23 protein-coding genes are annotated in these 24,473 nt (G+C 71.4%); 12 read left to right on the plus strand and 11 right to left on the minus strand.

Going from position 1 to position 24,473, the window contains the following annotated elements; genetic code table 11:
- Nucleotides 1–586: 586 nt before the first annotated feature.
- The 4 genes from ACFQPD_RS05815 to ACFQPD_RS05830 are packed head-to-tail and all read right to left on the minus strand — an operon-like array spanning nucleotide 587 to nucleotide 3,702.
- Nucleotides 587–898, minus strand: a complete 312-nt coding sequence (locus ACFQPD_RS05815; RefSeq protein WP_068751743.1) for an AzlD domain-containing protein — start codon at nucleotides 896–898, stop codon at nucleotides 587–589.
- Nucleotides 895–1,587 (minus strand): AzlC family ABC transporter permease, encoded by a 693-nt coding sequence (locus tag ACFQPD_RS05820; RefSeq protein ID WP_353080893.1) that lies wholly within the window; start codon nucleotides 1,585–1,587, stop codon nucleotides 895–897. Before ACFQPD_RS05820 ends, ACFQPD_RS05815 begins: the two co-directional genes overlap by 4 nt.
- A 10-nt stretch (nucleotides 1,588–1,597) precedes the next feature.
- Nucleotides 1,598–2,983 (minus strand): ATP-binding protein, encoded by a 1,386-nt coding sequence (locus tag ACFQPD_RS05825; RefSeq protein ID WP_385899439.1) that lies wholly within the window; start codon nucleotides 2,981–2,983, stop codon nucleotides 1,598–1,600.
- A gap of 32 nt (nucleotides 2,984–3,015) precedes the next feature.
- On the minus strand, nucleotides 3,016–3,702 hold the full coding sequence (locus ACFQPD_RS05830; RefSeq protein ID WP_068751740.1) for a response regulator transcription factor: 687 nt from the start codon (nucleotides 3,700–3,702) through the stop codon (nucleotides 3,016–3,018).
- Nucleotides 3,703–3,798: 96 nt separating this feature from the next.
- On the opposite strand from ACFQPD_RS05830, the gene ACFQPD_RS05835 reads away from it, so the two are divergent.
- From ACFQPD_RS05835 to alr, 6 genes are all read left to right on the plus strand, one after another.
- Nucleotides 3,799–4,275 (plus strand): low molecular weight protein-tyrosine-phosphatase, encoded by a 477-nt coding sequence (locus ACFQPD_RS05835; protein WP_385899367.1) that lies wholly within the window; start codon nucleotides 3,799–3,801, stop codon nucleotides 4,273–4,275.
- A gap of 42 nt (nucleotides 4,276–4,317) precedes the next feature.
- Entirely contained in the window at nucleotides 4,318–5,313 is a 996-nt protein-coding gene (gene argF, locus ACFQPD_RS05840; protein ID WP_385899370.1) for an ornithine carbamoyltransferase, read from the plus strand.
- 299 nt (nucleotides 5,314–5,612) lie between these two features.
- Nucleotides 5,613–6,710, plus strand: coding sequence for a pyruvate dehydrogenase (acetyl-transferring) E1 component subunit alpha (gene pdhA / locus ACFQPD_RS05845; protein WP_353080897.1), 1,098 nt, complete (start codon nucleotides 5,613–5,615; stop codon nucleotides 6,708–6,710).
- Nucleotides 6,707–7,684: an alpha-ketoacid dehydrogenase subunit beta gene (locus ACFQPD_RS05850; protein ID WP_385899373.1), complete on the plus strand. Its 978-nt coding sequence runs from the start codon at nucleotides 6,707–6,709 to the stop codon at nucleotides 7,682–7,684. The genes pdhA and ACFQPD_RS05850 overlap by 4 nt, the downstream gene beginning before the upstream one ends.
- 28 nt (nucleotides 7,685–7,712) lie before the next feature.
- Nucleotides 7,713–9,239 carry a dihydrolipoamide acetyltransferase family protein gene (locus ACFQPD_RS05855; protein ID WP_385899441.1) on the plus strand — a complete coding sequence of 509 codons (1,527 nt, stop codon included), beginning with the start codon at nucleotides 7,713–7,715 and terminating at the stop codon, nucleotides 9,237–9,239.
- A gap of 17 nt (nucleotides 9,240–9,256) precedes the next feature.
- Nucleotides 9,257–10,372 carry an alanine racemase gene (alr, locus tag ACFQPD_RS05860; RefSeq protein ID WP_385899376.1) on the plus strand — a complete coding sequence of 372 codons (1,116 nt, stop codon included), beginning with the start codon at nucleotides 9,257–9,259 and terminating at the stop codon, nucleotides 10,370–10,372.
- Nucleotides 10,373–10,391: 19 nt separating this feature from the next.
- Here alr and ACFQPD_RS05865 read toward each other — a convergent pair whose 3' ends face one another.
- Nucleotides 10,392–11,078, minus strand: coding sequence for a hypothetical protein (locus ACFQPD_RS05865; RefSeq protein ID WP_385899378.1), 687 nt, complete (start codon nucleotides 11,076–11,078; stop codon nucleotides 10,392–10,394).
- Between the two features lie 90 nt (nucleotides 11,079–11,168).
- Between ACFQPD_RS05865 and aat the strand changes: the two genes are divergently transcribed.
- Genes aat through pheA form a run of 4 tightly spaced genes read left to right on the plus strand, consistent with a single transcriptional unit; the run spans nucleotide 11,169 to nucleotide 14,528 of the window.
- Nucleotides 11,169–11,912: a leucyl/phenylalanyl-tRNA--protein transferase gene (gene aat / locus ACFQPD_RS05870; protein WP_385899382.1), complete on the plus strand. Its 744-nt coding sequence runs from the start codon at nucleotides 11,169–11,171 to the stop codon at nucleotides 11,910–11,912.
- Complete coding sequence (locus tag ACFQPD_RS05875; protein ID WP_385899385.1) at nucleotides 11,905–12,768, plus strand: Fpg/Nei family DNA glycosylase; 864 nt, start codon at nucleotides 11,905–11,907, stop codon at nucleotides 12,766–12,768. Before aat ends, ACFQPD_RS05875 begins: the two co-directional genes overlap by 8 nt.
- Before the next feature lie 27 nt (nucleotides 12,769–12,795).
- Nucleotides 12,796–13,608: a DUF1206 domain-containing protein gene (locus tag ACFQPD_RS05880; protein WP_385899387.1), complete on the plus strand. Its 813-nt coding sequence runs from the start codon at nucleotides 12,796–12,798 to the stop codon at nucleotides 13,606–13,608.
- 20 nt (nucleotides 13,609–13,628) lie between these two features.
- Entirely contained in the window at nucleotides 13,629–14,528 is a 900-nt protein-coding gene (gene pheA / locus ACFQPD_RS05885; protein WP_385899389.1) for a prephenate dehydratase, read from the plus strand.
- A gap of 4 nt (nucleotides 14,529–14,532) precedes the next feature.
- Here the strand turns inward: pheA and ACFQPD_RS05890 are convergent, their stop codons facing one another.
- Together ACFQPD_RS05890 and ACFQPD_RS05895 are read right to left on the minus strand one after the other, a co-directional pair.
- A complete protein-coding gene (locus tag ACFQPD_RS05890) occupies nucleotides 14,533–16,059 on the minus strand; it encodes a diacylglycerol kinase family protein (RefSeq protein ID WP_385899392.1) in 1,527 nt (508 codons plus the stop codon).
- 38 nt (nucleotides 16,060–16,097) lie between these two features.
- The gene (locus ACFQPD_RS05895; protein WP_197971708.1) at nucleotides 16,098–17,312 is read right to left on the minus strand and encodes an MFS transporter; all 1,215 of its coding nucleotides are present in this window, start codon (nucleotides 17,310–17,312) and stop codon (nucleotides 16,098–16,100) included.
- Between the two features lie 89 nt (nucleotides 17,313–17,401).
- On the opposite strand from ACFQPD_RS05895, the gene serS reads away from it, so the two are divergent.
- On the plus strand, nucleotides 17,402–18,673 hold the full coding sequence (gene serS, locus ACFQPD_RS05900; protein WP_385899394.1) for a serine--tRNA ligase: 1,272 nt from the start codon (nucleotides 17,402–17,404) through the stop codon (nucleotides 18,671–18,673).
- Nucleotides 18,670–19,473 (plus strand): HAD family hydrolase, encoded by an 804-nt coding sequence (locus ACFQPD_RS05905; RefSeq protein WP_385899397.1) that lies wholly within the window; start codon nucleotides 18,670–18,672, stop codon nucleotides 19,471–19,473. Before serS ends, ACFQPD_RS05905 begins: the two co-directional genes overlap by 4 nt.
- Nucleotides 19,474–19,479: 6 nt before the next feature.
- Here the strand turns inward: ACFQPD_RS05905 and ACFQPD_RS05910 are convergent, their stop codons facing one another.
- The 4 genes from ACFQPD_RS05910 to argG form a co-directional block, all read right to left on the minus strand.
- Nucleotides 19,480–21,138: an alpha-amylase family protein gene (locus tag ACFQPD_RS05910; RefSeq protein WP_385899399.1), complete on the minus strand. Its 1,659-nt coding sequence runs from the start codon at nucleotides 21,136–21,138 to the stop codon at nucleotides 19,480–19,482.
- Nucleotides 21,135–22,106, minus strand: coding sequence for a TIGR03885 family FMN-dependent LLM class oxidoreductase (locus ACFQPD_RS05915; RefSeq protein WP_385899402.1), 972 nt, complete (start codon nucleotides 22,104–22,106; stop codon nucleotides 21,135–21,137). The genes ACFQPD_RS05910 and ACFQPD_RS05915 overlap by 4 nt, the downstream gene beginning before the upstream one ends.
- Nucleotides 22,107–22,166: 60 nt before the next feature.
- Nucleotides 22,167–22,706 carry a WhiB family transcriptional regulator gene (locus ACFQPD_RS05920; RefSeq protein WP_068751724.1) on the minus strand — a complete coding sequence of 180 codons (540 nt, stop codon included), beginning with the start codon at nucleotides 22,704–22,706 and terminating at the stop codon, nucleotides 22,167–22,169.
- Between the two features lie 313 nt (nucleotides 22,707–23,019).
- Nucleotides 23,020–24,450 carry an argininosuccinate synthase gene (gene argG / locus ACFQPD_RS05925; protein WP_385899405.1) on the minus strand — a complete coding sequence of 477 codons (1,431 nt, stop codon included), beginning with the start codon at nucleotides 24,448–24,450 and terminating at the stop codon, nucleotides 23,020–23,022.
- Between the last annotated feature and the right edge of the window lie 23 nt (nucleotides 24,451–24,473).

Here is a 24,473-nt window from a genome sequence, read left to right on the forward strand (position 1 = left end):
CGGGAACCGGTGGGTGGGCATCCTCCACGGCTGCCTCAAAACCGGCCAGCTCTACGACGAAAACAAGGCCTGGAGCCACCAATCCAGCGCTGCCGCTTGACAAAACAAAACCTGGGATGTCTGCCGCAGTGCGCGAGGGTAGCCTGTGGGCTTGCCGGTACCCGAGCGCACGCCCTGTCATGCCGCGGACCGCGCGGACGCTTCCCCATGGCCCGCTTGGTTGTCAGGCGGGTGGCCTCCCAGGGTGCTGTGGCATTGAACGCGTGCGTCCTGGCATGAGTGAGGGCACCCCTGCGGGAACAGGGACGCCCTCGATGAACGACTCAACTGTGAATTGAGGTTCTGATGTCCCAGGCTATCTGGGGCTCGGGGGCACCGCTAGCCCCAGAGCCTGGTGGAGTGGGATCGGAGCTCCGGCCCCAGTGCCATGCAATCAGCCCATCCAGATTGGAACCTACATTATATAGAGCCCCGTCTATACAAAGTAGGTTGCGGCTCGACAGTCGTCCTCGGCGACCCATGGCGGAGGCCGAATTACACCGGCGTAACCTGTGCACAGCTGTGCGTAACCCTGTGGACAACCCGCTCAGGCCATGCCGGCCAGGCGGGCCAGCGCGGCGGCGGCCGCCCCGACGACCACGACCACGAGGTATGGCGCCCGCACCAGCAGCGCGACGGCGGCCGCGCCCAGCGCGACGACCCGCGCGTCGAGAACGATGGACGTTCCGGAGACGAAGGTGTTCACCGCCACCAGGGACGCGAGCAGCCCGACGGTGACCCCGTGCGAGAGCGTCGACACCCACGGGTTCTCCAACCACGAGGCAGGCAACAGATAGCCGACGAGCTTGGTCACATACGCGATCGCGCACGCGGCGAGGATCCACAGCCACAGGCTCACGGCCGCACCGCCCCACTCCCGGCGCGACGCCGGTGCTGCGCGGCCGTCATGGCGAGGGCCACCGCCGCCGCGATGATGATGGGGATGCCCGGGGGGACGACCGGCGCCACCGCGACCGTGACCACCGCCGCGACGACCGCCACCGCCACCGGGTCCCGGCCCCGCAGCCGCGGCCACAGGAGGCCGAGGAAGGCCGCCACCGCGGCGCCGTCGAGGCCCCACGCCGCCGGGTCGCCCAGCGCGTCGCCGACGAGCGCCCCGACCACCGTGAACAGGTTCCACAGCACGAACACCGCGAGGCCGCCGGCCCAGAACCCGCGACGCTCCTCGTCGGCGTCCTCCGCGGCCGACGCCGTGGCGATGGATTCGTCGATCGTCACCTGTGCTGCGGCGAAGCGCCGCCAGCCCCGCGGCCGCAGCATCGCGTTGGCCGTCACGCCGTAGATCGCGTTGCGCACACCCAGCAGGGAGGCGGCGGCGGTCGCGGAGCCGAGCGACCCGCCCCCCGCGACGACCCCGACGAACGCGAACTGCGAGCCACCGGTGAACATCAGCAGGCTGAGGGCCGACGCCTGCGCCACCGACAGGCCCGCCGCGACCGCCAGCGCCCCGAAGGAGATCCCGTACAGACCGGTGGCGACGCCGACCGACAGCCCGCGGCGCTGCGCGGGGGTGAGCACGACCGTCACGCCCCGGACCTCACAGCGCTGGCTCGGCCGTCTCGGTGATGACGGGCAGCCGCATCACGAACTTGGCGCCGCGCTCGGTGTCGTTACTGGCGCGCACCGACCCGCCGTGCGCGCGCACGGTGTGGTCGACGATGGACAGCCCGAGCCCCGTGCCCGGCGTGTTGCGGGCGCGGTCCGAGCGGTAGAACCGGTCGAAGATCAGCGGAAGGTCCTCCTCCGCGATGCCCGGGCCCTCATCGACGATGGTCAGCGTCCCCTCCTCGAGCGTCACCGTGATGGTGCCGTCGGAGGGGGAGAACTTCACGGCGTTGTCGAGCAGGTTGGTGATCGCGCGCTCCAGCGTCGCGGCGTCGGCCATGACCGGCGTCGGCTCCAGGGCGACGTCGAACCTGATGCCAGGGCCGCGGCGGCGCGCCCGCTCGACGGCGGCCTCCGTCACGTCGGCCATGTCCAGCGGCTCGTGGGGGCGCTGGAGGTGGTCGTCGCGGGTGAGGGCCACCAGGTCGCCGACGAGGGCGGAGAACTCGCCGAGCTGCGCCGCGACGTCGCCGAGGATCACCGAGCGGGCCCCCTCGGGGAGCATGCCGGACTTGTCGTCGGCCAGCAGCAGCTCGATGTTCGTGCGCATCGACGTCAGCGGCGTGCGCAGCTCGTGGCCCGCGTCGGCGATGAGCTGGCGCTGCTGTTCCCGCGACGTCTGCAGCGAGCGCAGCATGAGGTTGAACGACTTCGTCAGCTCGCCCAGGTCGTCGCGGCCGTAGATGCGGATGGGGTTGAGCTGGTCGGTCTGCGTGACGGACTTCACCGCCTGCGACAGTCGCCGGACGGGGGCCAGCACGGCCTGTGCCGCCCACAGCGCCGCGACGGTGGTCGTGACGATGCCGAGCAGCCCGGCCGCCAGCAGCACGATCCACAGCGAGCCGAGTGTGGCCTCCAGCGCGGTGGTGGGCCGCCCGTAGATGACCGCGTAATGGTCGGCGTCGACGGTCATGGGCACCGACACGACGCGGTAGGCGGTGCCGTCGGCGTCCACGGTCCGCGCGGACGACCCGCTCTGCATCCGCGCGATCGTGATCTCTTCCGCCCCGGCCGGCAGCGCCACCGGCTGCCCCGGAACCTGCTTCACCACGCCGTCGGCGGACACCAACGCGAGCAGGCCGTTGGACGCGCCCAGCATGTCGGCGGACAGGCCGCCCATGTTCGACACGTTCGACGAGATGGTCTGCGACGCGGTCTGCGCGACACCGACCAGTTCCCGGTCCAGCTGCTCAAGCAGCGACCATCGGGTGACGCCGTACGACGTCGCCCCCACCGCGAGGACCGACAGCGCGACGCTGCCGCCGGTGAGCAGCGCGAGCCGCCACTGCAGCGACTGCCCGCTGACGAGCCGGCCGATCCCGCGCCGCAGGCGGATCCACCAGCTCCCGATCACGGGGGCGTTTCACGCAGGACGTAGCCGATCCCCCGCACCGTGTGGATGAGGCGGGGGCGGCCTCCCGCCTCCGTCTTCCGGCGCAGGTAGCCGATGTAGACCTCGAGCGAGTTCGCCGTCGTCGGGAACTCGAATCCCCACACCTCGTTGAGCAAGGTGTTGCGCTCCATGACCCGCCGCGGGTTCTCCATGAAGACCTGCAGCAGGGCGAATTCGGTGCGCGTGAGCGAGATGTGCTGGCCGCCGCGCGTGACCTCGCGGTGCTGCGTGTCGAGCGTGACGTCCTGGAACGTGAGGACCTTGGACTCGGCCTCCGGGGCCGGCTTCGAGCGCCGGGTCAGGGCGCGCAGCCGGGCCAGCAGCTCGTCGAGCGCGAAGGGCTTGACCATGTAGTCGTCGGCGCCGGCGTCCAGCCCGTCCACCCGGTCCCCGACCGCGTCGCGCGCCGTGAGGATGAGGATCGGGATGTCGTTGCCGCCCTCGCGCAACATGCGGGTGGTTTCGAGGCCGTCGAGGCGCGGCATCATGACGTCCATGATGATGGCGTCGGGCGTGTAGCTGACGAGCTTCGCGAGGGCCTCGACGCCGTCGGCGGCGGTCTGCACCTCGTCGCCGGTGTACGTCAGCGACCGGGCGAGCGAGTCGCGCACCGCCTGATCGTCGTCCACCACCAAGATCTGCATGACCGTCCCCCGTCTGCTTTCACTGCATACAGCGCCTCATCCTACCCGCACCCCGCGGACTCGGTGCTCGCGCCGTGCGTGGGTATCGTGGACGTCATGGCAACGCTTCTGTTCGTGTGTTGGGGCAACATCTGCCGGTCGCCCATGGCCGAACGTGTGGCACGCCGTCGGGCCGACGAGTTGGGGCTCGACGTGCGGATCGAGAGCTTCGGCGTCTCGAACGAGGAGGAGGGCAACCCCATCGACCGCAGGGCCGCCCGGATCCTCGAGCAGCACGGCTACGACGCCTCCGGCCATCGCGCGCGGAAGATCGGCGCCCGCGACATCGCCTCGGCGGACCTCGTCGTCGCCGCCGAGCCCATGCACGTCTCGCGGCTGCAGCGCATCGCGCCGGGCGCGACCAACCTCGTGCTCCTGAACGACTTCAACCCCGACAAGCCGGAGGGCGAGTCGCTCGTCGACCCCTGGTACGGCACCGAGGACGGCTTCCAGGAGACGCTGGCCGACATCGAGGCCGCCGTCGACGGTGTGCTCGCGGCGGTCACCCGGGGCCGGGCTCACGCGGGGCGGTAGCCTGTGGGTCCTCACGGACCCGATCCAGGAAAGGCGACGACGATGAGCCTGCGCGGCCGCAGCTTCCTCAAGGAGCTGGACTTCACCCCCGACGAATGGCGTGGCCTGCTCGACCTCTCGGCCGAGCTCAAGCTGCAGCGCCGCGAGGGACGCGAGGAGCGCCGTCTCGTCGGGAAGAAGGTCGCGTTGCTGTTCGAGAAGACCTCCACCCGGACCCGGTGCGCCTTCGAGGTCGCCGTCGCGGAGCAGGGCGGTATGACCACCTACCTGGACCCCTCCGGGTCGCAGATCGGACACAAGGAGTCGGCCGCCGACACCGCCCGCGTCCTGGGCCGCTGGTACGACGGCATCGAGTACCGCGGCGCCGGGCAGGACGTCGTCGAGACGCTGGCCGCCCACGCCGGCGTGCCCGTTTACAACGGCCTCACCGACGACTGGCACCCCACACAGATGCTCGCCGACCAGCTCACGATGATCGAGCACAGCGGCAAGCCGTTGGAGGAGATCTCCTTCGCGTTCCTCGGCGACGCCCGCAACAACGTCGGCAACTCGCTGCTGATCAGCGGCGCCCTGATGGGCATGGACGTGCGGATGGTGGCGCCTGTCGCGCAGCAGAACGCCGACGACGTGGTGGCCGAGGCGCGCCGCCTCGCCGAGACGACGGGGGCGCGGATCACCGTCACCGACGACGTGGCGGCCGGTGTCGCGGGCGTCGACTTCGTCTACACCGACGTGTGGGTCTCGCTCGGCGAGCCCAAGGAGGTGTGGGCCGAGCGCATCGAGCTCCTGCGGCCCTACCAGATCAACGCCGAGCTGCTACGCGCCACCGGCAACCCGGACGTGAAGTTCATGCACTGCCTGCCGGCCTTCCACGACCTCGCCACGACGGTGGGGCGCGGGCTCAAGGAGGAGTTCGGCATCGAGGGCGTGGAGGTGACCGACGAGGTCTTCGAGTCCGAGGCGAGCATCGTGTTCGACCAGGCGGAGAACCGGATGCACACCATCAAGGCGGTGCTGGTCGCGACGCTGGCCGGCTGACCGGACTGGAGAACGATCAGGGGGGCCGGGCTCAGTGCCCGGCCCCCCTGATCGTGATGGGTCAGTTGCCCGTGGAGGGCAGCCCGGGCCGGACGACCGGCGGGGTGGGCTCGTCATCGTCGTCGATGGGGGCGCCGTCGGCGAGCTCGACTGTCACGGGCACGAGGATCTCCGTGCCCGATTCACGCTGCCGTCACCGCGCCGCCACCCCGGGTACCCGCTGCGTCACAACTATCGACCCGAAACCCCGTAAGCTACGCTTGCGTAAGCTACGGAAACGTAACTTGGAAGGAGGCCGCGTGCGCGGTCAGAGCGACGACATGGTTCAGCTGCTCACCCCCGACGGGACCCGAGTGGAGCACGACGAGTTCCAGTTCGACGGCACCACCGAGGACCTGGTCGGCTACCTCAAGGACATGATCCTGGCCCGCCGGTTCGACGCGGAGGCCACGGCCCTCCAGCGGCACGGTGAGCTGGGGCTGTGGACGCCGCTGATCGGGCAGGAGGCCGCCCAGGTCGGCTCGGCCCACGCGCTGCGGCCGGCCGACGTCGTCTTCCCGTCCTACCGCGAGCACGCCGTCGCGATGGTGCTGGGCGTCCCGGTGACCAACATGCTGTCGCTCTTCCGCGGCTCCAACGGCGGCTACTGGGAGAAGCTCGACTCCTTCAAGAACTACCAGATCGTCATCGGCTGCCAAACGCTGCACGCGACCGGCTATGCCATGGGCCTGCAGCTCGACGGCGCCGTCGGCAACGAGCGCGACGACGACAACGCCGCCGTCATCGTCTACCACGGCGACGGCGCCGCCAGCCAGGGCGACGTCAACGAGGCGTACGTGTTCGCCGCCTCCTACAACGCGCCGGTGGTGTTCTTCTGCCAGAACAACCAGTGGGCCATCTCCGAGCCCATCGCCCTGCAGTCGCGGATCCCGCTGTACCAGCGCGCCCGGGGGTTCGGCTTCCCAGGCGTCCAGGTGGACGGCAATGACGTGCTGGCGGTCAAGGCCGTCACGGACTGGGCGATGGCCCGCGCGCGGGCGGGCGACGGGCCGGCGTTCATCGAGGCCTTCACGTACCGCATGGGGGCGCACACCACCTCCGACGACCCGACGAAGTACCGCGAGCGCGCCGACGAGGAGGCCTGGCGCGGCCGCGACCCGATCGCGCGCCTCACCACCTACCTGCGCGGCATGGGCGCCATCGACGACGCGTGGCAGGACGCCGTCGAGGCGGAGGCCAAGGAGTTCGGGGCCGCGGCCCGGGCCGCCATCCCGACGCTCGAGGCCACGACGATGGAGCGCCTCTTCGACACCGTCTACGCCGAGCCCACCGTGGCGCTGGAGGCGCAGCGCCGCGAGTACGCCGAGTTCGCCGCCGCCCTGGAGGAGGACGCATGAGCGAGACCTTGACCATGGCCAAGGCCCTGAACCGGGGGCTACGCCGCGCGCTGCAGGCGGACCCGAAGGTCCTCCTCGCGGGAGAGGACATCGGCAAGCTCGGCGGCGTCTTCCGCATCACCGAGGGCCTGCAGGCCGAGTTCGGCGAGAACCGCGTCGTGGACTCGCCCCTGGCCGAATCCGGGATCATCGGCACCGCCGTCGGGCTCGCGATGCGCGGCTACCGGCCCGTCGTCGAGATCCAGTTCGACGGCTTCGTCTTCCCCGGCTTCTCGCAGATCGTCACCCAGGTGGCCAAGATGCACATGCGGACCGGCGGGCACACGCCCATGCCGATGGTGATCCGGATCCCGTTCGGCGGCGGCATCGGCGCGATCGAGCACCACTCCGAGTCCCCGGAGGCCTACTTCGCGCACACGCCTGGGCTCAAGGTCGTCGCCTGCTCCAACGCCAACGACGCCTACTGGATGATCCAGCAGGCCATCCAGTCCGACGACCCGGTCGTCTTCCTGGAGCCGAAGCGCCGCTACCACGTCAAGGGCGCGGTCAACTTCACGGCCCGGCCCGCCCCCATGCACCAGGCCCAGGTGTCGCGCTACGGCACCGACGCCACGCTGCTGTGCTACGGCCCGATGGTCAAGACCTGCCTGGACGCGGCCGCCGTGGCGGCGGAGGAGGGCACGTCGCTCGAGGTCGTCGACCTGCGCACGCTGAGCCCCCTCGACTGGGTGACGATCGAGTCGTCGGTGCGGCGCACGAAGCGCGCCATCGTCGTGCACGAGGCGCCGAAGACCCTCGGCCTGGGCGCCGAGATCGCCGCGAAGCTGCACGAGGACCTGTTCTACGTGATGGAATCGCCGGTGCTGCGCGTGGCCGGCTACGACATGCCCTACCCGCCCAGTCGCGTCGAGGAGGAGTACCTGCCCGGCGTGGACCGGATCCTCGACGCCGTCGACCGGTCGCTCGCGTACTAGGAGTGGTGAGATGAAGCGTCAGTTCCTGTTGCCGGACCCGGGCGAGGGCCTCCTGGAGGCGGAGATCGTCGCCTGGCGGGTCGCCGCCGGCGACGTCGTCGAGGTCAACGACGTGCTGGTCGAGATCGAGACCGCCAAGTCCCTGGTCGAGCTGCCGTCGCCGTTCGCCGGGACCGTCGCCGCGCTCCTGGTGGCGGAGGGCACCACGGTCGAGGTGGGCACGCCCATCGTCGAGATCGACGACGGCGCCGAGCCGGAGCCGGACGACGCCGGACCCAACCTTGTCGGCTACGGTGCCTCCGACGGTGCGCCCACGCGGCGGCGACGCCGCACGCGCGAGACCCCCGACCACGCCTCGGCTGCGGCGGCCATGTCGGCCGCCTACGACCAGCACGAGCCGGGCCGGCGGGCCGACGAGGTGCAGCCCGCCACCGTCGTCACGGCTCAGGCGAGCGGAGACCCGCTGCCGACCCCCGGCACCGCGCCATCCGAGTCCCAACTCGTCCTGGCCTCCGACCCGGGCGACGCGAAGGCCAAGCCGCCGGTGCGCAAGTACGCCAAGGACCTGGGCGTGGACCTCGGGACCGTCGTGGGCACGGGCCCCGACGGCACGATCACTCGCCGCGACGTCGAGGCGGCCGCCGCGTTCCGGTACCTGGACGAGCAGCCCGCGCAGGGCCGCATCCTCAACGACCATGCCGCGTTCCAGGCGTCCGGGCCACGCATCGGCGACGCCGACGCGGCGCCGGGCCAGCCGCACGCCGGCACATCGTTCAGCGGCTCCAGTTTCGGCGCGGGCTTCGGCCCGTCCGAGGGGCTCGGCGGCTTCGATCCGCGCCAGGGCCGCTCCGAGCGTCGCGTCCCGATCAAGGGCGTGCGCAAGGTGACGGCCGAGAACATGGTGCGGTCCGTCCAGACGCACGTCCACGTCACCGAGTGGATCACCGTCGACGTCAGCGCCACCATGGATTTCGTCGAGACCCTCAAGGGCCGCCGGGAGTTCACGGGGCTACGCGTCTCGCCGCTGCTCGTCTACGCCAAGGCCATCTGCCTGGCGCTGGAGCGGAACCCGGAGCTGAACTCGTCGTGGGACGAGGAGCGCCAGGAGATCGTCTACTACGGCGACGTCAACCTCGGCATCGCCGCCGCCACGCCCCGCGGGCTCATGGTCCCCAACATCAAGGGCGCGGACCGGCTGAGCCTGCTGCAGCTGTGCCAGGCGATCAACCAGCTGGTGCAGGTGTCGCGGGAGGGCAAGCTCCAGCCGGGCGACTACGCCGCCGGCACGTTCACCATCACCAACGTCGGCGTGTTCGGCGTCGACGCCGGGACGCCCATCATCAACGGCGACGAATCCGCGATCTTCTGCATGGGATCGATCCAGCGCCGCCCGTGGGTGGTCGGGACGGGCGCCGACGAGCGGGTCGTGCCGCGCTGGGTGACGACGCTCGCGGTGGCGTTCGACCACCGGGTCGTCGACGGCGAGCAGGGGTCGCGGTTCCTGCACGACGTCGCGTCCATCCTCCAGGAGCCCGCGCTGGCGTTGCTGTTCTGATCCGCCACACTGTCCCCATGCCCGCGCCCACCCGGTTCCACGTCGACCTCGACGCCATCCACGCCAACCTCGCGGTCGCCCGCGACCTGGCCGGCGGGCGCACGGTGCTCGCCGCGGTCAAGGCGAACGCCTACGGGCACGGCCTGGTCGAGGTGGCGCGCAGCATCGAGCAGCGCGGATCCGCGGACTGGCTGGGCGTCGCCGTGACCGACGAGGCGAGCCGGCTCCGCGCGGCCGGGGTCCGGCTGCCCATCCTCAAGTTCACGCCCACCTTCGACGACGACCTCGCCGAGGCCGTCGCCGCCGACCTCACGCTCTCGGTCGGGACGGCCGGGGCCATCGACGCCGCGCAGGCCGCGGCCGCCGCCGCGCGCGCCACCGTCGACGTGCACCTCAAGCTCGACACCGGCATGCGACGCGTCGGCGCCGATCCGGCGGACGCCGTCGACCTGGCCCGCCGCATCGACCGCGCCGCCAACCTCCGCCTGGGGGGAGTGTTCACGCATCTGCCCATCAGCGACGTCGCGGCGGGGAGCGCGTTCACCCGCGACCAGCTCGCGCGGTTCGAGGCCGCCGTCGCGCAGGTCGAGGCGGCCGTCGGCCCCGTCGAACACGTGCACGCCGCGAACTCCGGCGCCCTGCTGGGCCACGACCTCGGGCGCACGACCATGGTGCGCCCGGGCATCATGCTGTACGGCTCCTACCCCGACGCCGAGACGCCGAGGACGAGGGCGCTGCACGACGTGGGCCGCTGGGTGTCGCGCCTGAGCTTCGTCAAGCGGGTGGAGGCAGGGGAGAGCGTCGGATACGGCCGGTCCTGGATCGCGCCCCGCGACACGTGGATCGGCACGGTGGCCGTCGGCTACGGCGACGGGTACTCGCGGCTCCTGTCGTCGCGGGGGCGGATGCTCATCGCGGGCCGGTCCTACCCGGTGGTCGGGCGGGTGTGCATGGACCAGACGATGATCGACCTCGGCCCGGACGAGCCGACGGCGGCCGTGGGCGACGAGGTGGTGCTGATGGGCGACAGCGGTGCCGAGCGCATCGGGGTCGACGAACTCGCCCGGCTCATGGACACGATCACCTACGAGGTGACCTGCCTCATCACGGATCGGGTGCCGCGCGCGTACTGACCGGCTGCTCCGCCGGGCCCTAGGCCTCCGAGGCGCCCTCCGCGTGCCCCGACGAGGTCCGGGGCCGCCGGCTGGGGAACTCGTTCATGGCGTGGATCGCGATGGCGCGGGTGGACCAGCCGTCGACCGCGGCGCCCACGCCGCCGCCCACGAGCGGGATCCCGCGGGCCAGGCGCAGGCCGAGCCGCTTGCCGGTGACCTGGTTGAGGGCACGGTCGAGCAGCGCCCGCGACACCTGCCCGTCGAGCCGCGCGTCGAACACCGGCGCCGTCGCCACGACCAGCGGCGAACTGGGGAGCACGCCGGTGCTCACCAGGTGCGCCATGGCGCCGGGGCCGAGCATGACCATGAGGATCGCCGTGCGGACGCGCGGGTCGCCGACCTCGTAGCCGCGCAGGTGGGCGATGCCGGACACCAGGCGGGCCTGCAGGAACGACGACGCCGCGATGTTGGCGGGGATCGTGAGCAGGGAGACGAAGAAGCCGCCCCAGTTGGTCGCGAAGCCCTGGCCGCCCGCCATGGCGACGTGCTGGGCGATCATCCGCGACACGGCGGCCTCGGGGTCGCTGCGCTGGGCCAGCAGCTGATTGGCGGCCTGCTTGGCGCCCGGGAGCTTCCCCTTGCCCTCGATGGCCAGCTGCAGGAGTTCGTGGAAGACGTCGGCGGTGAACCCCTCGGCCACCGCGACGACACGCTGATCGCTCATGCGGTCCCCTTTCCGAGTTCAAGCGTCGCACACGCACCCAAACCCGTCGACCCCTCCCGGACGGTCGGTGCCGCCTGCCAGACTGGGACGATGCTGGGCGTGACGTTCGGCCGGCCGCACGACTGGCCGGGCCAGGATCTCATCGGGTACTCCGAGGAGTTCAGCCCTGCCCTGGCGCTGGAGGGATACCGCTGCGGCGTCTTCCCGATGCCCCTGGAGCCGGACGCGCCCGAGATGGGGTGGTGGTCGCCCATGTTGCGGGGGCTCCTGCCCATCCGGGGGCTGCACGTGACGAGGTCGCTGCGCCGCTCGGCCCGGAGATACACCACGACGGTCGACGCCGCGTTCGACCAGGTCGTCGACGCCTGCGCGGACCCGGCGCGCCCGCACGGCTGGATCGACGAGCGCGTCGCGTCGGTCTACCGCACCCTGCACCGCGGAGGCTGGGCGCACTCCGTCGAGACGTGGGACGGCGAGGGGCGGCTCGTCGGCGGCCTGTACGGCGTGCACGTCGGGGGCATGTTCGCCGGCGAGTCGATGTTCCATCACCCGACGCTCGGACGCGACGCGTCCAAGGTGGCGCTGCTGCGGCTCGCCGTGGAGCTGACCGACGTCGGAGTCACGCTGCTCGACGTGCAGTGGCTGACCGAGCACCTCGGGACGCTGGGCGCGTACGAGGTGCCCCGCGAGGAGTACCTGACGCGCCTCGACCGGGCGCTGGCGCTGCCGGGGCTGCGGTGGTCCGGACGCGGCAGCATGGACGGGGCGGCCCTGACGGCCGCGTGGCAGAGCAGCCGCGGCGGGCTGTCGCTGAGAGGAGGACCCGATGCCTGAACTTCCTGAGGTGGCGGCGCTCGTCAACGCCCTCGATGCGAAGGCGCGCGGCCGGGTGATCGCGGAGGGCCACCTGGTGTCCTTCGCCGCACTCAAGACCTACCGGGTGCCGCTGACGGCACTGGCCGGGCTGGAGATCGACGGCGTCAGCCGGCACGGCAAGTTCATCGACGTCGCCGCCCAGGGCGTGCACCTCATCGTGCACCTCGCCCGGGCCGGCTGGGTCACTTGGCACGAGGTCGCGCCCAAGGTCCCGGCCAAGCCCGGCAAGTCGGGGCTCGCGCTTCGGATCGTGCTCGACGACGGGTCGGGGTTCAGCGTCACCGAGGCCGGCACCCAGAAGCACCTGGCGGTCTACGTGGTGGAGGACCCGGCCGAGGTGCCCGGGATCGCGGCGCTCGGCCCGGACCCCATGGATCCCGCCTTCACGGCCGATGACCTGCGCGCCATCCTGGCGCGCGCCGGGCGCGCCCAGATCAAGGGCGTCCTGCGCGACCAGAAGGTGCTGGCCGGCATCGGCAACGCCTACAGCGATGAGATCCTCCACGCCGCCCGCCTGAGCCCCTTCAAACCGGCCGACACACTCGACGAGGCCGCGGTCGCGGACCTGTTCGGGCACCTCCGGCGTGTGCTCGGTGACGCCATCGGGTCGGCCGCCGGGGTCCCCATCGATCAGCTGAAGGACGCCAAGCGGGCGGGGATGCGCGTCCACGGCAGGACCGGACAGACCTGCGACGTGTGCGGCTCGACCATCGCGGAGGTGTCCTTCGCGGACTCGTCGCTGCAGTACTGCCCCGGCTGCCAGACGGCCGGCAAGCGCCTGGCCGACCGCCGCATGTCCAAACTGCTCAAGTGACCGGCCGCGGCACCCTACGATGAGCGCATGACTGACGGGGGCGTGAAGCGCGAGGTCCGGGACAAGGCGAAGCAGGTCGAGGACCATCCCGCCGCCGCCTGGTGGGCCGCCGCCGGCCACGTCGTCAACGGCATCGTGCACGCCATCATCGGGGCGATCGCCATCGGGGTCGCCCGGGGTAGCGGCGGGTCCGCGGACCAGTCCGGCGCCATGCGCGCCATCGACGCCCACCCCCTCGGCTCGATCGGGCTGTGGGTGGTCGGGATCGCGCTGCTGGGTCTGGCGGCCTATTCGGTGATCCTCGCCATCGGCGAATCGCGACACGACAAGAGCGACGCGGCCAAGAGTGCCGGGCGCGCCGTCATGTACGTCGCCGTCGGCGCGGCCGCGCTCACGTACGCCACGGGCGGCTCGTCGGACGGCGAGGAGGCGACGGAGTCCCTGAGCGCGCAGCTGCTGCAGTCCTGGTGGGGGTCCGGGCTGCTGGTGATCGCCGGCGTGGTGATCGTGGCGATCGGCGTCGGCATGATCATCCGGGGCGTGACCCGGTCGTTCCTCGACGACGTCGACATGCCGCCCCACTTCCGCACGACGTTCGTGTGGCTCGGGATCGGCGGCTACGTCGCCAAGGGGATCGCCGTGGCGATCGTCGGGATCCTGTTCGTCGTGGCGGTCGTCACCCGCGACCCGTCCAGCACGGGCGGTCTCGACGGCGCACTCAAGGCGCTGGTCGAGGTGCCCGGGGGACAGGCCCTGCTCATCGCCGTCGCGGTGGGCCTCATCCTCTACGGCATCTTCTGCCTCGCCCGCGCCCGGACCACGGCGCGTAAGGGTAGCTGAACGCGCCTAAGCTGAGGCTCGTGCTCGGATACTTCGGCCCCGCGGGGACCTTCACGCATCAGGCGTTGCGCTCCATCACCGACGACGAGGCGATCGCGTTCGCCAGCGTCCGGGAAGCGCTCGACGCCGTGCGGGCGGGCGAGGTCCGCGGCGCGGTGGTGCCGATCGAGAACTCCGTCGAGGGCGGCGTGTCCGCGACGCTCGACGAACTGATCGCCGGATCCCCGCTGGCCATCCGCGGCGAGATCGTCATCCCCGTCGAGTTCGGCCTCTACGCCCGGCCGGGGACCGCACTGGGCGAGGTCCGTCAGGTCCTCACGCACGGCCACGCCGCCGCGCAGTGCCGGGAGTGGCTCGCGACGACCCTGCCGTCCGCCCAGGTCACCGAGGCCGGCTCCACCGCCGGCGCGGCGGCGGAAGTCGCCCGGCCTGACTCGCGCTACGACGCCGCCGTGTGCGCCCGCGTCGCCGGCCAGTTGTACGGGTTGGATGAGTTGGCCTACCAGATCGAGGACAACCCGGGTGCGGTCACGCGGTTCGTGGAGGTCGGGGTCGCGGGTCCGGTCCCGCCGCGCACCGGCGCCGACAAGACCACTTTGGTGGCCTACATGCGCGTCGACCACGCCGGCGCGCTGCTGGAGATCCTGGAACAGTTCGCCGTGCGCGGCGTGAACCTGAGCCGGATCGAGTCGCGGCCCACGAAGACGACGCTCGGCTCCTACTGCTTCTCGATCGACGTCGAGGGTCACCTCCACGACAAGCGCGTCGAGGAGGCGCTCGAGGGCCTGCACCGCATCTGCCCCACGGTCCACTTCCTCGGCTCCTATCCGCGCGCGGACCGCGCCCGGCCCGTCGTCGGCCACGGCTTCTCGGACGCTGAGTTCGACGACGCGGCCGCCTGGGTGCGCTCGCTCGGCTGACCGGTCAGCCGGGCAGCACGACGCGCACCGCGTCGGGGATCACCTCGAGGCGGACCCTGCGGACCTCGCCCACGACGTCACCGTCGACCTGGCAGAGGACAGGCTCGGCGAACTCCGCCACCACCACCCGGCCCGACAGCCGGTCGAGGAGTGGCTCGTCGGCCGACTGCCGCAGCACACCGCCGATCATCCGGGCCACGTCACCCGCCGTCCGCGGGGAGGCGATCAGCACCTCCAGGGTGCCGTCGTGCGCGCTGGCCGCGGGCATGAGGGAGACCCCCGGGTAGAGGTCACCGACGTTGCCGACCTCCACGAGCGACGCGTCGCGTTCGAGCGGGTCGCCGTCGTCGACGGTGAGCCGGAGCGACACGGGGCGGGCCCTGACGTGGCCCCGCCCGGCCCACACGTAGGCCGCTGGCCCCAGGGCGCGCTTGAGCGCCTCGTCGGTGTCGTGCAGCACGGCCGCGTCGGCGCCGAATCCGACCATGACCGCCGCGATGCCGGAGCGCCCGCCGTCGGGCTCGGTGTAACGCAGGAGGTCCAGTGCCGTCGGCGTGCCCGTGAACGCGGCGGCCAGCGCCCGGCCGGCGTCGAGCGGGACGCCGAGGTTGCGCGCGAGCAGGTTGCCGGTGCCGGACGGGAGGATCGCCACCGGCACGCCGGCGCCGGCCAGCCCGGCGCAGACGTCGCGGACGGTCCCGTCGCCGCCGATCACCAGGACGAGGTCGGCGGAGGACTCGACCGCGGCGCGCGCCATGCCGCCGCCCGGGTCCTCGGCGGTCGTCGCCAGCCACACGGGAGATTCCCAGCCGCGCGCCGTGGTCTCGTGCGTCACGAGGCGGTGGACGGCGTCGAGGTCGCGCACCCGGGTCGGGTTGTACACCACGACCAGCCGGCCGGGTCCGGTCCGGGCGGGCTGCGGCGGCAGCATGTGCACGTTCGCGGCGAGGCAGGACACCGACACGACCAGCCCGCCGAGCAGGAACCCGCCCCCGACGTCGCTGACGTAGTGGGCGCCCAGCAGCAGCCGCCCGACCGCGACCATCACCACGGCCACCGAGCCCAGCAGCCGGGTGAGCAGCACGGTGCGCCGCGGCCGGCGGGTCGTCGTCGTGAGGACGCCCGCGAGCATGGCGGCGACCGTGGCCGCCGTCGTGTGGGCGGACGGATAGCTGAGGGGGTCGACACTGACGAGGAAGTCCCAGGGACTCTCCGGCCGGTCGCGCGCGACGGTGACCTTGAGTAGCGCGGTACTCAGCACGGCCAACGCGACAGCGACGAGGATCGCCTGCGACATGGCCGTGAAGCGGCGCCGGGACGCCCACCACGCGGCGGCCAGCAGGGCGGGGTAGATGATGACCGGTGAGGTGAGCAGCGCCAGCGTGGCGGCGGCGTGGCCGATCAGCGAGGTGCTCGCGACGGGGGAGTAGGGCCAGAGGCCGTCCACGGTCGACGGCGGCAGCAGCGTCCACGCGAGGAGGGCGGCGCCGAATACCAGCGTCGCCGCGACCGTCACGCGCGAGCGCCTCATGCGCCGATTGTCCCACTGCGGACGACGGCGCAGCGGCGTCAGCGCCGACCGGGGCGGCGCTTCACGAGCAGCCACGGCACCACGGCCGCCGCCATGACGAAGCCCGTGACGGCGAAGGCCCATCCGAAGCCCACGGCGTCGGCGATCGCCCCCGCGAGGAGGGTGCCCGCGATGGAGCCGAGGTCCATGGACATCGAGTAGGTCGACAACGCCTGCCCGCCGTTGCGGTTCGCGCCGATGATGTCGGCCATCAGCGCCTGCGACGCGGGCGCGATCAGCGCGGCTCCCGCGCCGGCCAGGGCGGACAGGGCGAGGAAGAGCCACAACGAGTCCACCCAGCCGAAGAAGACGGTCGCCAGCGCCGACACCGCCAGACCGAGGACCAGGAAGGGGCGCCGCCCCATGCGGTCCACCAGCCGGCCTGTCGCCTGCTGCGCGACGGCGTTGCCCAGGGCGAAGAGGGTCAGCGCGATGCCCGCCGCCGTCGCCCCGATCGTCGGGACCGCGGCGGCCATCAGCGGCAGGAGGGCGATGCGCACGCCGAAGTTCGACCAGCCGTGCGCGAATCCGGTGACGAGCAGCGCGCGGTAGTACGGCATGCCCATGGCCTCGGCGAGCGTCATCCGCTCCTGGTGCTCGCCCGCCTTCGGCCGCCCACCGGCCCGGCCGCGGAGGAACACCAGCACGACGCCCGCGGCGAGGAACACCGCGCCCGCGTAGATGAAGAACGGGATCCGCAGACCCAGGCCCTGCATGGCGGACCCGAGGATGGGGCCCAGGATGTTGCCGAGCAGGAAGGCGGTGCCGTACAGCGACGACGTGTGGCCGCGCTGGGCGGGGGGCGACAGCCGGACGAGCAGGGCCATCGACGAGACCGTGAACATGACCGAGCCCATGCCGCCCAGCCCGCGGAACACCAGCAGCCACCAGAAGTCGGTCGCCAGCCCGCTGAGCGCGCTGGAGGCGCCCACGATGAGGAGGCCGACGAAGTACACCCAGCGCTCGCCCAGCCGGTTGACCAGTTCCCCTCCGACGGGGGCGAACACGAGCCGCACGAACGCGAAGACCGACACGATCGACGACGCCGCCATGAGGCCGACGTCGAACGACCGGGCGAACTGGGGCAGGATCGGGGCGACGATGCCGAAGCCGAGCGCGATGAGCATCGCCGAGGCCACCAGCACCCAGATCTCCGGCGGGATCGGAGCCCGCCGCGTCGCCACCTTCACCGTGTCCTCCATCGTCCTGGTCAACGCCCCACCCTAGGTCACCGCGCCGCAGGCCGGATGCTCAGGCGGCGGGCGCACGGGGAGACGGGCGCATCGTCGGTAAGGTTGGGGCCATGATCGATCCGAAGTGGCTGCGCACCGACCCCGACCGCGTCCGACGCTCGCAGGCGGCCCGCGGGGCCTCGGTCGAGCTCGTCGACGAGCTGATCGCCGCCGACGAAGCCCGCCGCGCCGCGATCGTCGCCTTTGAGACCAGGCGCGCCGAGCAGAAGAACCTCGGCCGGGACGTCGCCAAGGCCAAGGGGGACGAGCGCGCCGTGCTGCTCGAGCGCACTAAGCAGCTCGCCGCCGACGTCAAGACCGCGCAGGCCGACGCCGACGCCGCCGAGGCCGCCTTCACCGACCTTATGAAGCAGGTGGGCAACCTTGTCCTCGACGGCGTCCCGGAGGGCGGCGAGGACGACGGCGTCGTGCTGGAGACGGTCGGCACCCCGCGAGACTTCGCGGCGGAGGGCTTCGCGCCCCGCGACCACCTCGAGATCGGCGAGCTGCTCGGCGCCATCGACATGGAGCGCGGCACCAAGATCTCCGGCTCGCGGTTCTACGTCCTCACCGGCGTCGGCGCCCAGCTCGAGATGGCCCTGCTCAACCTGGCCATGTCGAAGGCCGCCGAGTGGGGCTTCACGCCGATGATCCCCCCGGCGCTGGTCAAGCCCTCGGCCATGGAGGGCACCGGTTTCCTCGGTCAGGCGGCGCAGGACGTCTACCACCTGCCCGCCGACGACCTCTACCTGGTCGGCACCTCCGAGGTGGCGCTGGCCGCCTACCACGCCGACGAGATCCTCGACGCCGACACCCTGCCCCGGCAGTACGTCGCCTACTCGCCGTGCTTCCGTCGTGAGGCGGGCTCCTACGGCAAGGACACCCGCGGCATCTTCCGGGTGCATTGGTTCGACAAGGTGGAGATGTTCGTCCACTGCGCCCCCGAGGACGCCGAGGCCTGGCACGACCGGCTGCTGGGCTACGAGAAGGACTTCCTGGCGGCCCTGGAGATCCCGTTCCAGGTGCTCGACGTCGCCTCCGGCGACCTCGGCCTGTCCGCCGCCCGCAAGTTCGACTGCTACGCCTGGCTCCCCACGCAGCAGCGCTACCGGGAGGTGACCTCGACGTCGAACTGCACCGAGTTCCAGGCCCGCCGCCTGCAGATCCGCGCCCGCTTCGCCGACGGCGTCCGCCCCGTCGCGACCCTCAACGGCACGCTGTGCGCCATGACCCGCATCATCATCATGCTGCTGGAGAACCACCAGCTCGCCGACGGATCCGTGCGGGTGCCTGAGGCGTTGCGGCCGTACCTGGGCGGGCGTGAGGTGCTGGCCCTGTCATGAGCTTCACCCCTCGACTCGTGGCGCTGGACATCGACGGCACCCTCGTCGACCCGTTCGGTGAGATGCCCCGAGAGGTGCACGCCGCCGTCCGGCGCGTCGTCGACGCCGGCGTGCCCGTGGTCCTGTCGACGGGCCGCTCGTGGCTGTCGACTCAGACGGTCTTCGAGGAGCTCGGGCTGCCGCGGGGGTGGGCCGTGTCGTCGAACGGGGCGATGGTGGTGACCTACCCGCCCTTCGAGGTGCGCCACGAGACCCGCTTCGACCCTGCCGAGACCGTGCACCGGGTGGCCGAGCTGGCGCCCACCGCCTGCATCGCCGTCCAGGACGGGCTGCACTGGCGGGTCAACCGCCCCTTCCCGGAGGGCGAACTGCTGGGCGACGTCAGCATCGAGACCATCGACGAGCTCGCCTCTCGCGACGTGTCACGCGTGATCGTGCGGGACCCGCACAGCTCCGAAGAGGTGTTCAACGGCATGGTGAGCCAGCTCGGACTGCACGAGGTGGCCTACTTCATCGGCTGGTCCGCCTGGCTCGACATCGCGCCCATGGGCGTCGACAAGGCGCACGGGCTGCAGATCGTGTGCGACGAGCTGGGCGTCCGCGCCGCCGAAGTGCTGGCCATCGGCGACGGCCGCAACGACATCGAGATGCTGGAGTGGGCCGGGCGGGGCGTCGCGATGGGCGACGCCCCCGACGAGGTCAAGGCCGCGGCGGATGCCGTGACCGGCAACTTCGCCGACCTCGGCACCGTCGACGAGCTTGAGCAGTGGTTCCCGCCGAGGATGGCCGACGCCATCTGACGCCGCTCAGCCGGCAGCGGGTCGCACCCGGTACCAGCGGAAACCGTAGCCCTCGAGGGATACCTGCAGGTCGCCGCGGTGGACCACCGTCGCCTCCCCGTCGAGGAGGTCCTCGACGACGTCCTCCTCCGTCAACGCCCCCGACAGCGACACCGCGACGGGATCGGCGCTGAAGTTGTGCACCGTGACGACGGCGGAGTCGGGCAGCGTGACCCGATGCGCCAGCACGGCCGGCTCACCCGTGTCGATGACCTCGAAGTCGCCCCAGCCCAGCTCGGGGCGCCGGCGGCGGATGCTGATCAGCTCACGCATGAACGCCCACAGCGAGTCGGGGTCGTGCTCCTGGTCCGCGAAGTTGACGTGCGTGGGGCCGTAGCCGTCCGGCACGACGCGCTGGATGAGCCGCGACGGCGGGGCGGAGGAGAAGTCCCCGTTGCGTCCCGGGCCCCACTGCATGGGCGTCCGCACCGCCATGCGTCCCGGCGCGGCCAGATCCTCGCCCATGCCGATCTCCTCGCCGTAGTACAGCGTCGGCGTGCCCGGAAGCGAGAACATGAGGCTGTAGGCCATCCGGACGCGGCGCGGGTCCCCGCCGAGCATCGGTGGGAGGCGGCGCTTGAGTCCGCGTCCGTAGAGCTGCATGTCGGGGTCGGGGCCGAACGCGTCGAACACCTCCTGCCGCTCCTCGTCGGAGAGCTTGTCGAGGGTCAACTCGTCGTGATTGCGCAGGAACGTGGCCCACTGGCAGGTGGGGTGGATCTGCGGGCGGTCCTGGATGGCCTTGATCAGCGGCGCGGGATCCTCCCTGGCCAGGGACAGGTAGGCGGCCTGCATGCCGATGAAGTCGAACATCATCTGGAGCTCGTCGCCGACGTCGCCGCCGAAGAACTTCAGCTGTTCCTCGTGGGGGACGTTCACCTCGCCGAGGAGGACCGCGTCGCCGCGGCGGCGCTGCATGAAGGCCCGGATCTGCTTGATGACGTCGTGCGGATCGACGGTCATGGTCCGGGTGCCGGTGGTGTGGGCGTTCTGCATCAGGAACGGCACGGCGTCGACCCGGAACCCGTCGATGCCCAGCTCGAGCCAGAAGCCGACGGTGCGCAGGATCTCGTCCATGACATCCGGATTGGCCAGGTTGAGGTCCGGCTGGTGGGCGTAGAAGTGGTGCAGGTACCACTTGCCCGTGCGGTCGTCCTTGGTCCAGATGGAGTCCTCCTCGTCCGGGAAGACGACCTCCGCGGACGTGTCGCCCGGATCGGTGTCGCGCCACACGTAGTAGTCGCGGTACTGGTTCGTCGTGCTCCGACGGGACGCCACGAACCACGGGTGCTCGTCCGAGGTGTGGTTGACGACGAGATCGGCGATGACGCGGATGCCGCGGTCGTGGGCCGTCCGGATGACCTCGACCAGTTGGCCGTGGTTGCCGAGGCGGGGGTCCACGCCGTAGAAGTCCTTGACGTCGTAGCCGTCGTCCCGGTCAGGGGAGGGATAGAACGGCATCAGCCACAGGCAGGTGATGCCGAGTTGGGCGAGGTAGTCGATGCGCTCCGCCAGCCCACCCAGGTCGCCGACGCCGTCGCCGTCACTGTCCAGGTAGGTCTCCACGTCCAGGCAGTAAACGACGGCGCTCTTCCACCACAGGTCGCTGGTGTCGGTGATCCTCATGCGCCTTCTCCTGCCCGGCAGCGGGGGAGGACATGTTCGCCGAACGCGTCGAGGTACGCGCCCTGGTGCTGCCCGACGTAGTGCAGGTAGATGTCTTCGAAGCCCAGGGCGGCGTACTCGCGGATCCAGTCGACGTGCTGTTCCAGGTCGTCCGAGATCCGCACGACCTCGTGCACCGACTCCATCGTGACGTGCTTCGACGCCGCGTCGAACCCCTCGACGGTCGCGATGTCCCACGACAGCGGGTCCCCGAGGACGTTGGAGCGCCACTGGTCGAAGGCGATCTCCTCCGCCTCGGCCATGGTGGGGGCCCATGAGAGATGCAGCTGCAGCGCGATCCGTCCGCGGCCACCCGCCCCGCGGTAGGCGTCGATGACGCCGCGCAGCGCCTCGTGGCTCTGGTTGACGGTGATGAGCCCGTCGGCCCAGGCCGCCGCCCGGGCGGCCGACTCCGCCGAGACGGCCGGTGTGATGAGGAGCGGGGCCTCGTCCGGCCGATCCCACACCTTGGCGCGGTCCACGACGATGTGGCCGCGGTGACTGACCTCCTCGCCGTCGAGCAGGCGGCGGATCACGTCGACGCACTCCTCCAGGCGCTCGATCCGCTCATCCTTCGACGGCCACCGGTCGCCCGTGATGGACTCGTTCATGGCTTCGCCGCTGGCGAGGGCGGTCCAGAAACGCCCCGGGAACATCTCGGCGAGCGTGCCGATCTTCTGCGCCACCACGGCCGCGTGGTAGCGCTGGCCGGGCGCGCACACGCAGCCGAAGGACAGCGACGTCGTGGCCAGCGCGGCGCCGAGCCAGGACCAGGTGTAGCCGGAGTGCCCCTGCCGCTCGGACCACGGCTTGAAGTGGTCCGAGCACATGGCCATGTCGAAGCCGACCCGCTCAGCGTGCTGCACGTCCAGCAACAGCTGGCTGGGGGCGATCTGTTCGTGTGAGGCGTGGAAGCCGATTCGGGTCATGGTTCCACTCTGTCCTGAGCGGGAACCGCCTTTCAAGGATTCAGGCGGATTGGCCGCCCCTCAGGCCGCGGCGCCGGGCTGGGAGCCGCGGCGTACGTCCGCCGCGACGGCCAGGACCCGCTCCGCGTTGACGCGCGGGCGCTCAGCGCGATGCGGCAGTCCGCCCTCCTGCTCGATCCGCCGCAGGTGCCGCTTCACCGTGGAAACGGAGCAGCCGATCTTGGCGGCGATCATGCTCAGCGGAAGGTTCGGGTTGGCCGTGCGCAGCCGGTGGATCTCGTGTCGGTCGAACTGCCTCCCCGCGCTGACGCCGGCCATGGCGTCGAGATCCTCCTGGGACACCTCGATCCCGAGGCGGGTGCGGATCTCCTGACGCTGCCGCCGCGTGGTACCCGCGACGAACCCGGCCACATCGAACCGGGTCACCGCGTCGGTCAGGCACGTGGCGAGCAGGGGACACGTCCCGCACATCGACGCCGCCTGCGCCCGCAGCATGGCCTGTTCGCGGCGCTCGGCGCGCGTGGTGGGTGCCGCTCCGTCGTCGAGTAGACGATGCAGGAAGACGTTGGTGTAGACGACGCACGGTGTGATCTCGGTCATGGCTGCCCCTCGCTGTGAACCGGCGGGGATTCAGCAGTCCCCGCTAGGGACAACGGTCCCAAGAAATCCCCCCACCGAGGCGCTATGAGGGTGGGACCTCATACCTGATTCCTCTGAGTACCGGACCCAAGCGATTTGAGTACGGGTACTCAAATTCGGCGGTCCGTGCTGGGCCCTGGCTGGGCGGACGCGTGGTTTACTTCGCCGTTCATCCGCCGTTCACCGCGCCGCGCCACGTCGTCAACTTTCGGCTATTGCGCGGACGCCGCCCCCCGTGCTGGGAGGCGGCGTCCAGTGGTCGCGGTGCGCGCGGTTAGTCGGTGCCCGACTCCATCGAGGACCCCGCCACGGCACCGTCGACGTCCGACGGGCCGGTGGCGCCCAGCTCGGCGATCGCGGCGGCGCCGCCCGCCTCGAGCCGGCCGATGAGGTCCTGGTGCCCGGCCAGCAGGGTGCCCTGGGCGGCGTACAGTTCGAGCTTCTCGCGCGAGTCGGCGATGTCCAGGTTGCGCATGGTCAACTGCCCGATGCGGTCCGTGGGCCCGAAGGCGGCGTCCTCGACGCGCTCCATGGAGAGCTTGTGCGGCTGGTAGGACAGGTGCGGGCCGCGGGTGTCGAGGATGGTGTAGTCGTCGCCGCGTCGCAGGCGGAGGTCCACCTCGCCGGTGACGGCGGAGGCCACCCAGCGGGTGATGGACTCGCGCAGCATGAGCGACTGGGGGTCCAGCCAACGGCCCTCGTAGAGGAGGCGGCCGAGGCGGAGCCCCTCGGAGCGGTAGTTGGCGAGCGTGTCCTCGTTGTGGATGGCGCTGAGCAGCCGCTCGTACGCGATCCACAGCAGCGCCATGCCGGGCGCCTCGTAGATGCCGCGGGACTTGGCCTCGATGATGCGGTTCTCGATCTGGTCGCTCATGCCGAGGCCGTGCCGGCCGCCGATGGCGTTGGCCTCCATGACGAGCGCGACCGCGTCGTCGAAGCGCGTGCCGTTGATGGCGACGGGGCGGCCGAGCTCGAAGCGGACCGTGACGTCCTCGGTGGCGATGTCCACCGACGGGTCCCAGTACCGGACGCCCATGATCGGCTCGACGGTCTCGAGCGAGACGTTGAGGTCCTCGAGCGTCTTGGCCTCGTGCGTCGCGCCCCAGATGTTGGCGTCGGTCGAGTACGCCTTCTCCTTGGAGTCGCGGTAGGGGAGGTCGCGCTCGGTGAGCCACTGGCTCATCTCGTCGCGGCCACCCAGCTGGTGGACGAAGTCCTCGTCGAGCCAGGGCTTGTAGATGCGCAACTGCGGGTTGGCCATGAGCCCGTAGCGGTAGAACCGCTCGATGTCGTTGCCCTTGTACGTGGAGCCGTCGCCCCAGATGTAGACGTTGTCCTCAGCCATGGCCCGCACCAGCAGCGTGCCGGTGACGGCCCGCCCGATGGGCGTGGTGTTGAAGTACGCCTTGCCGGCGGAGCGGATGTGGAAGGCGCCGCACGCGAGCGCCGACAGGCCCTCCTCGACGAGCTGGGACCGGCAGTCCACCAGGCGCGACAGTTCCGCGCCGTACTGGAGGGCGCGGCCGGGCACGGACTCGATGTCCGGCTCGTCGTACTGGCCGATGTCGGCGGTGTAGGTGCAGGGCACGGCCCCCGCCTCGCGCATCCAGGCGACGGCGACGGAGGTGTCGAGGCCGCCGGAGAAGGCGATCCCGACGCGCTCGCCCACGGGAAGGGAAGTCAGAACTTTGGACACGGGGGTCACTGTAGCCGCCGCCGTTGACCGTC

Origin of the sequence: Tessaracoccus sp. O5.2 (genome assembly GCF_964266725.1) — a bacterium.
GTDB classification, from domain to species: Bacteria; Actinomycetota; Actinomycetes; order Propionibacteriales; family Propionibacteriaceae; genus Arachnia; species Arachnia lapidicapta.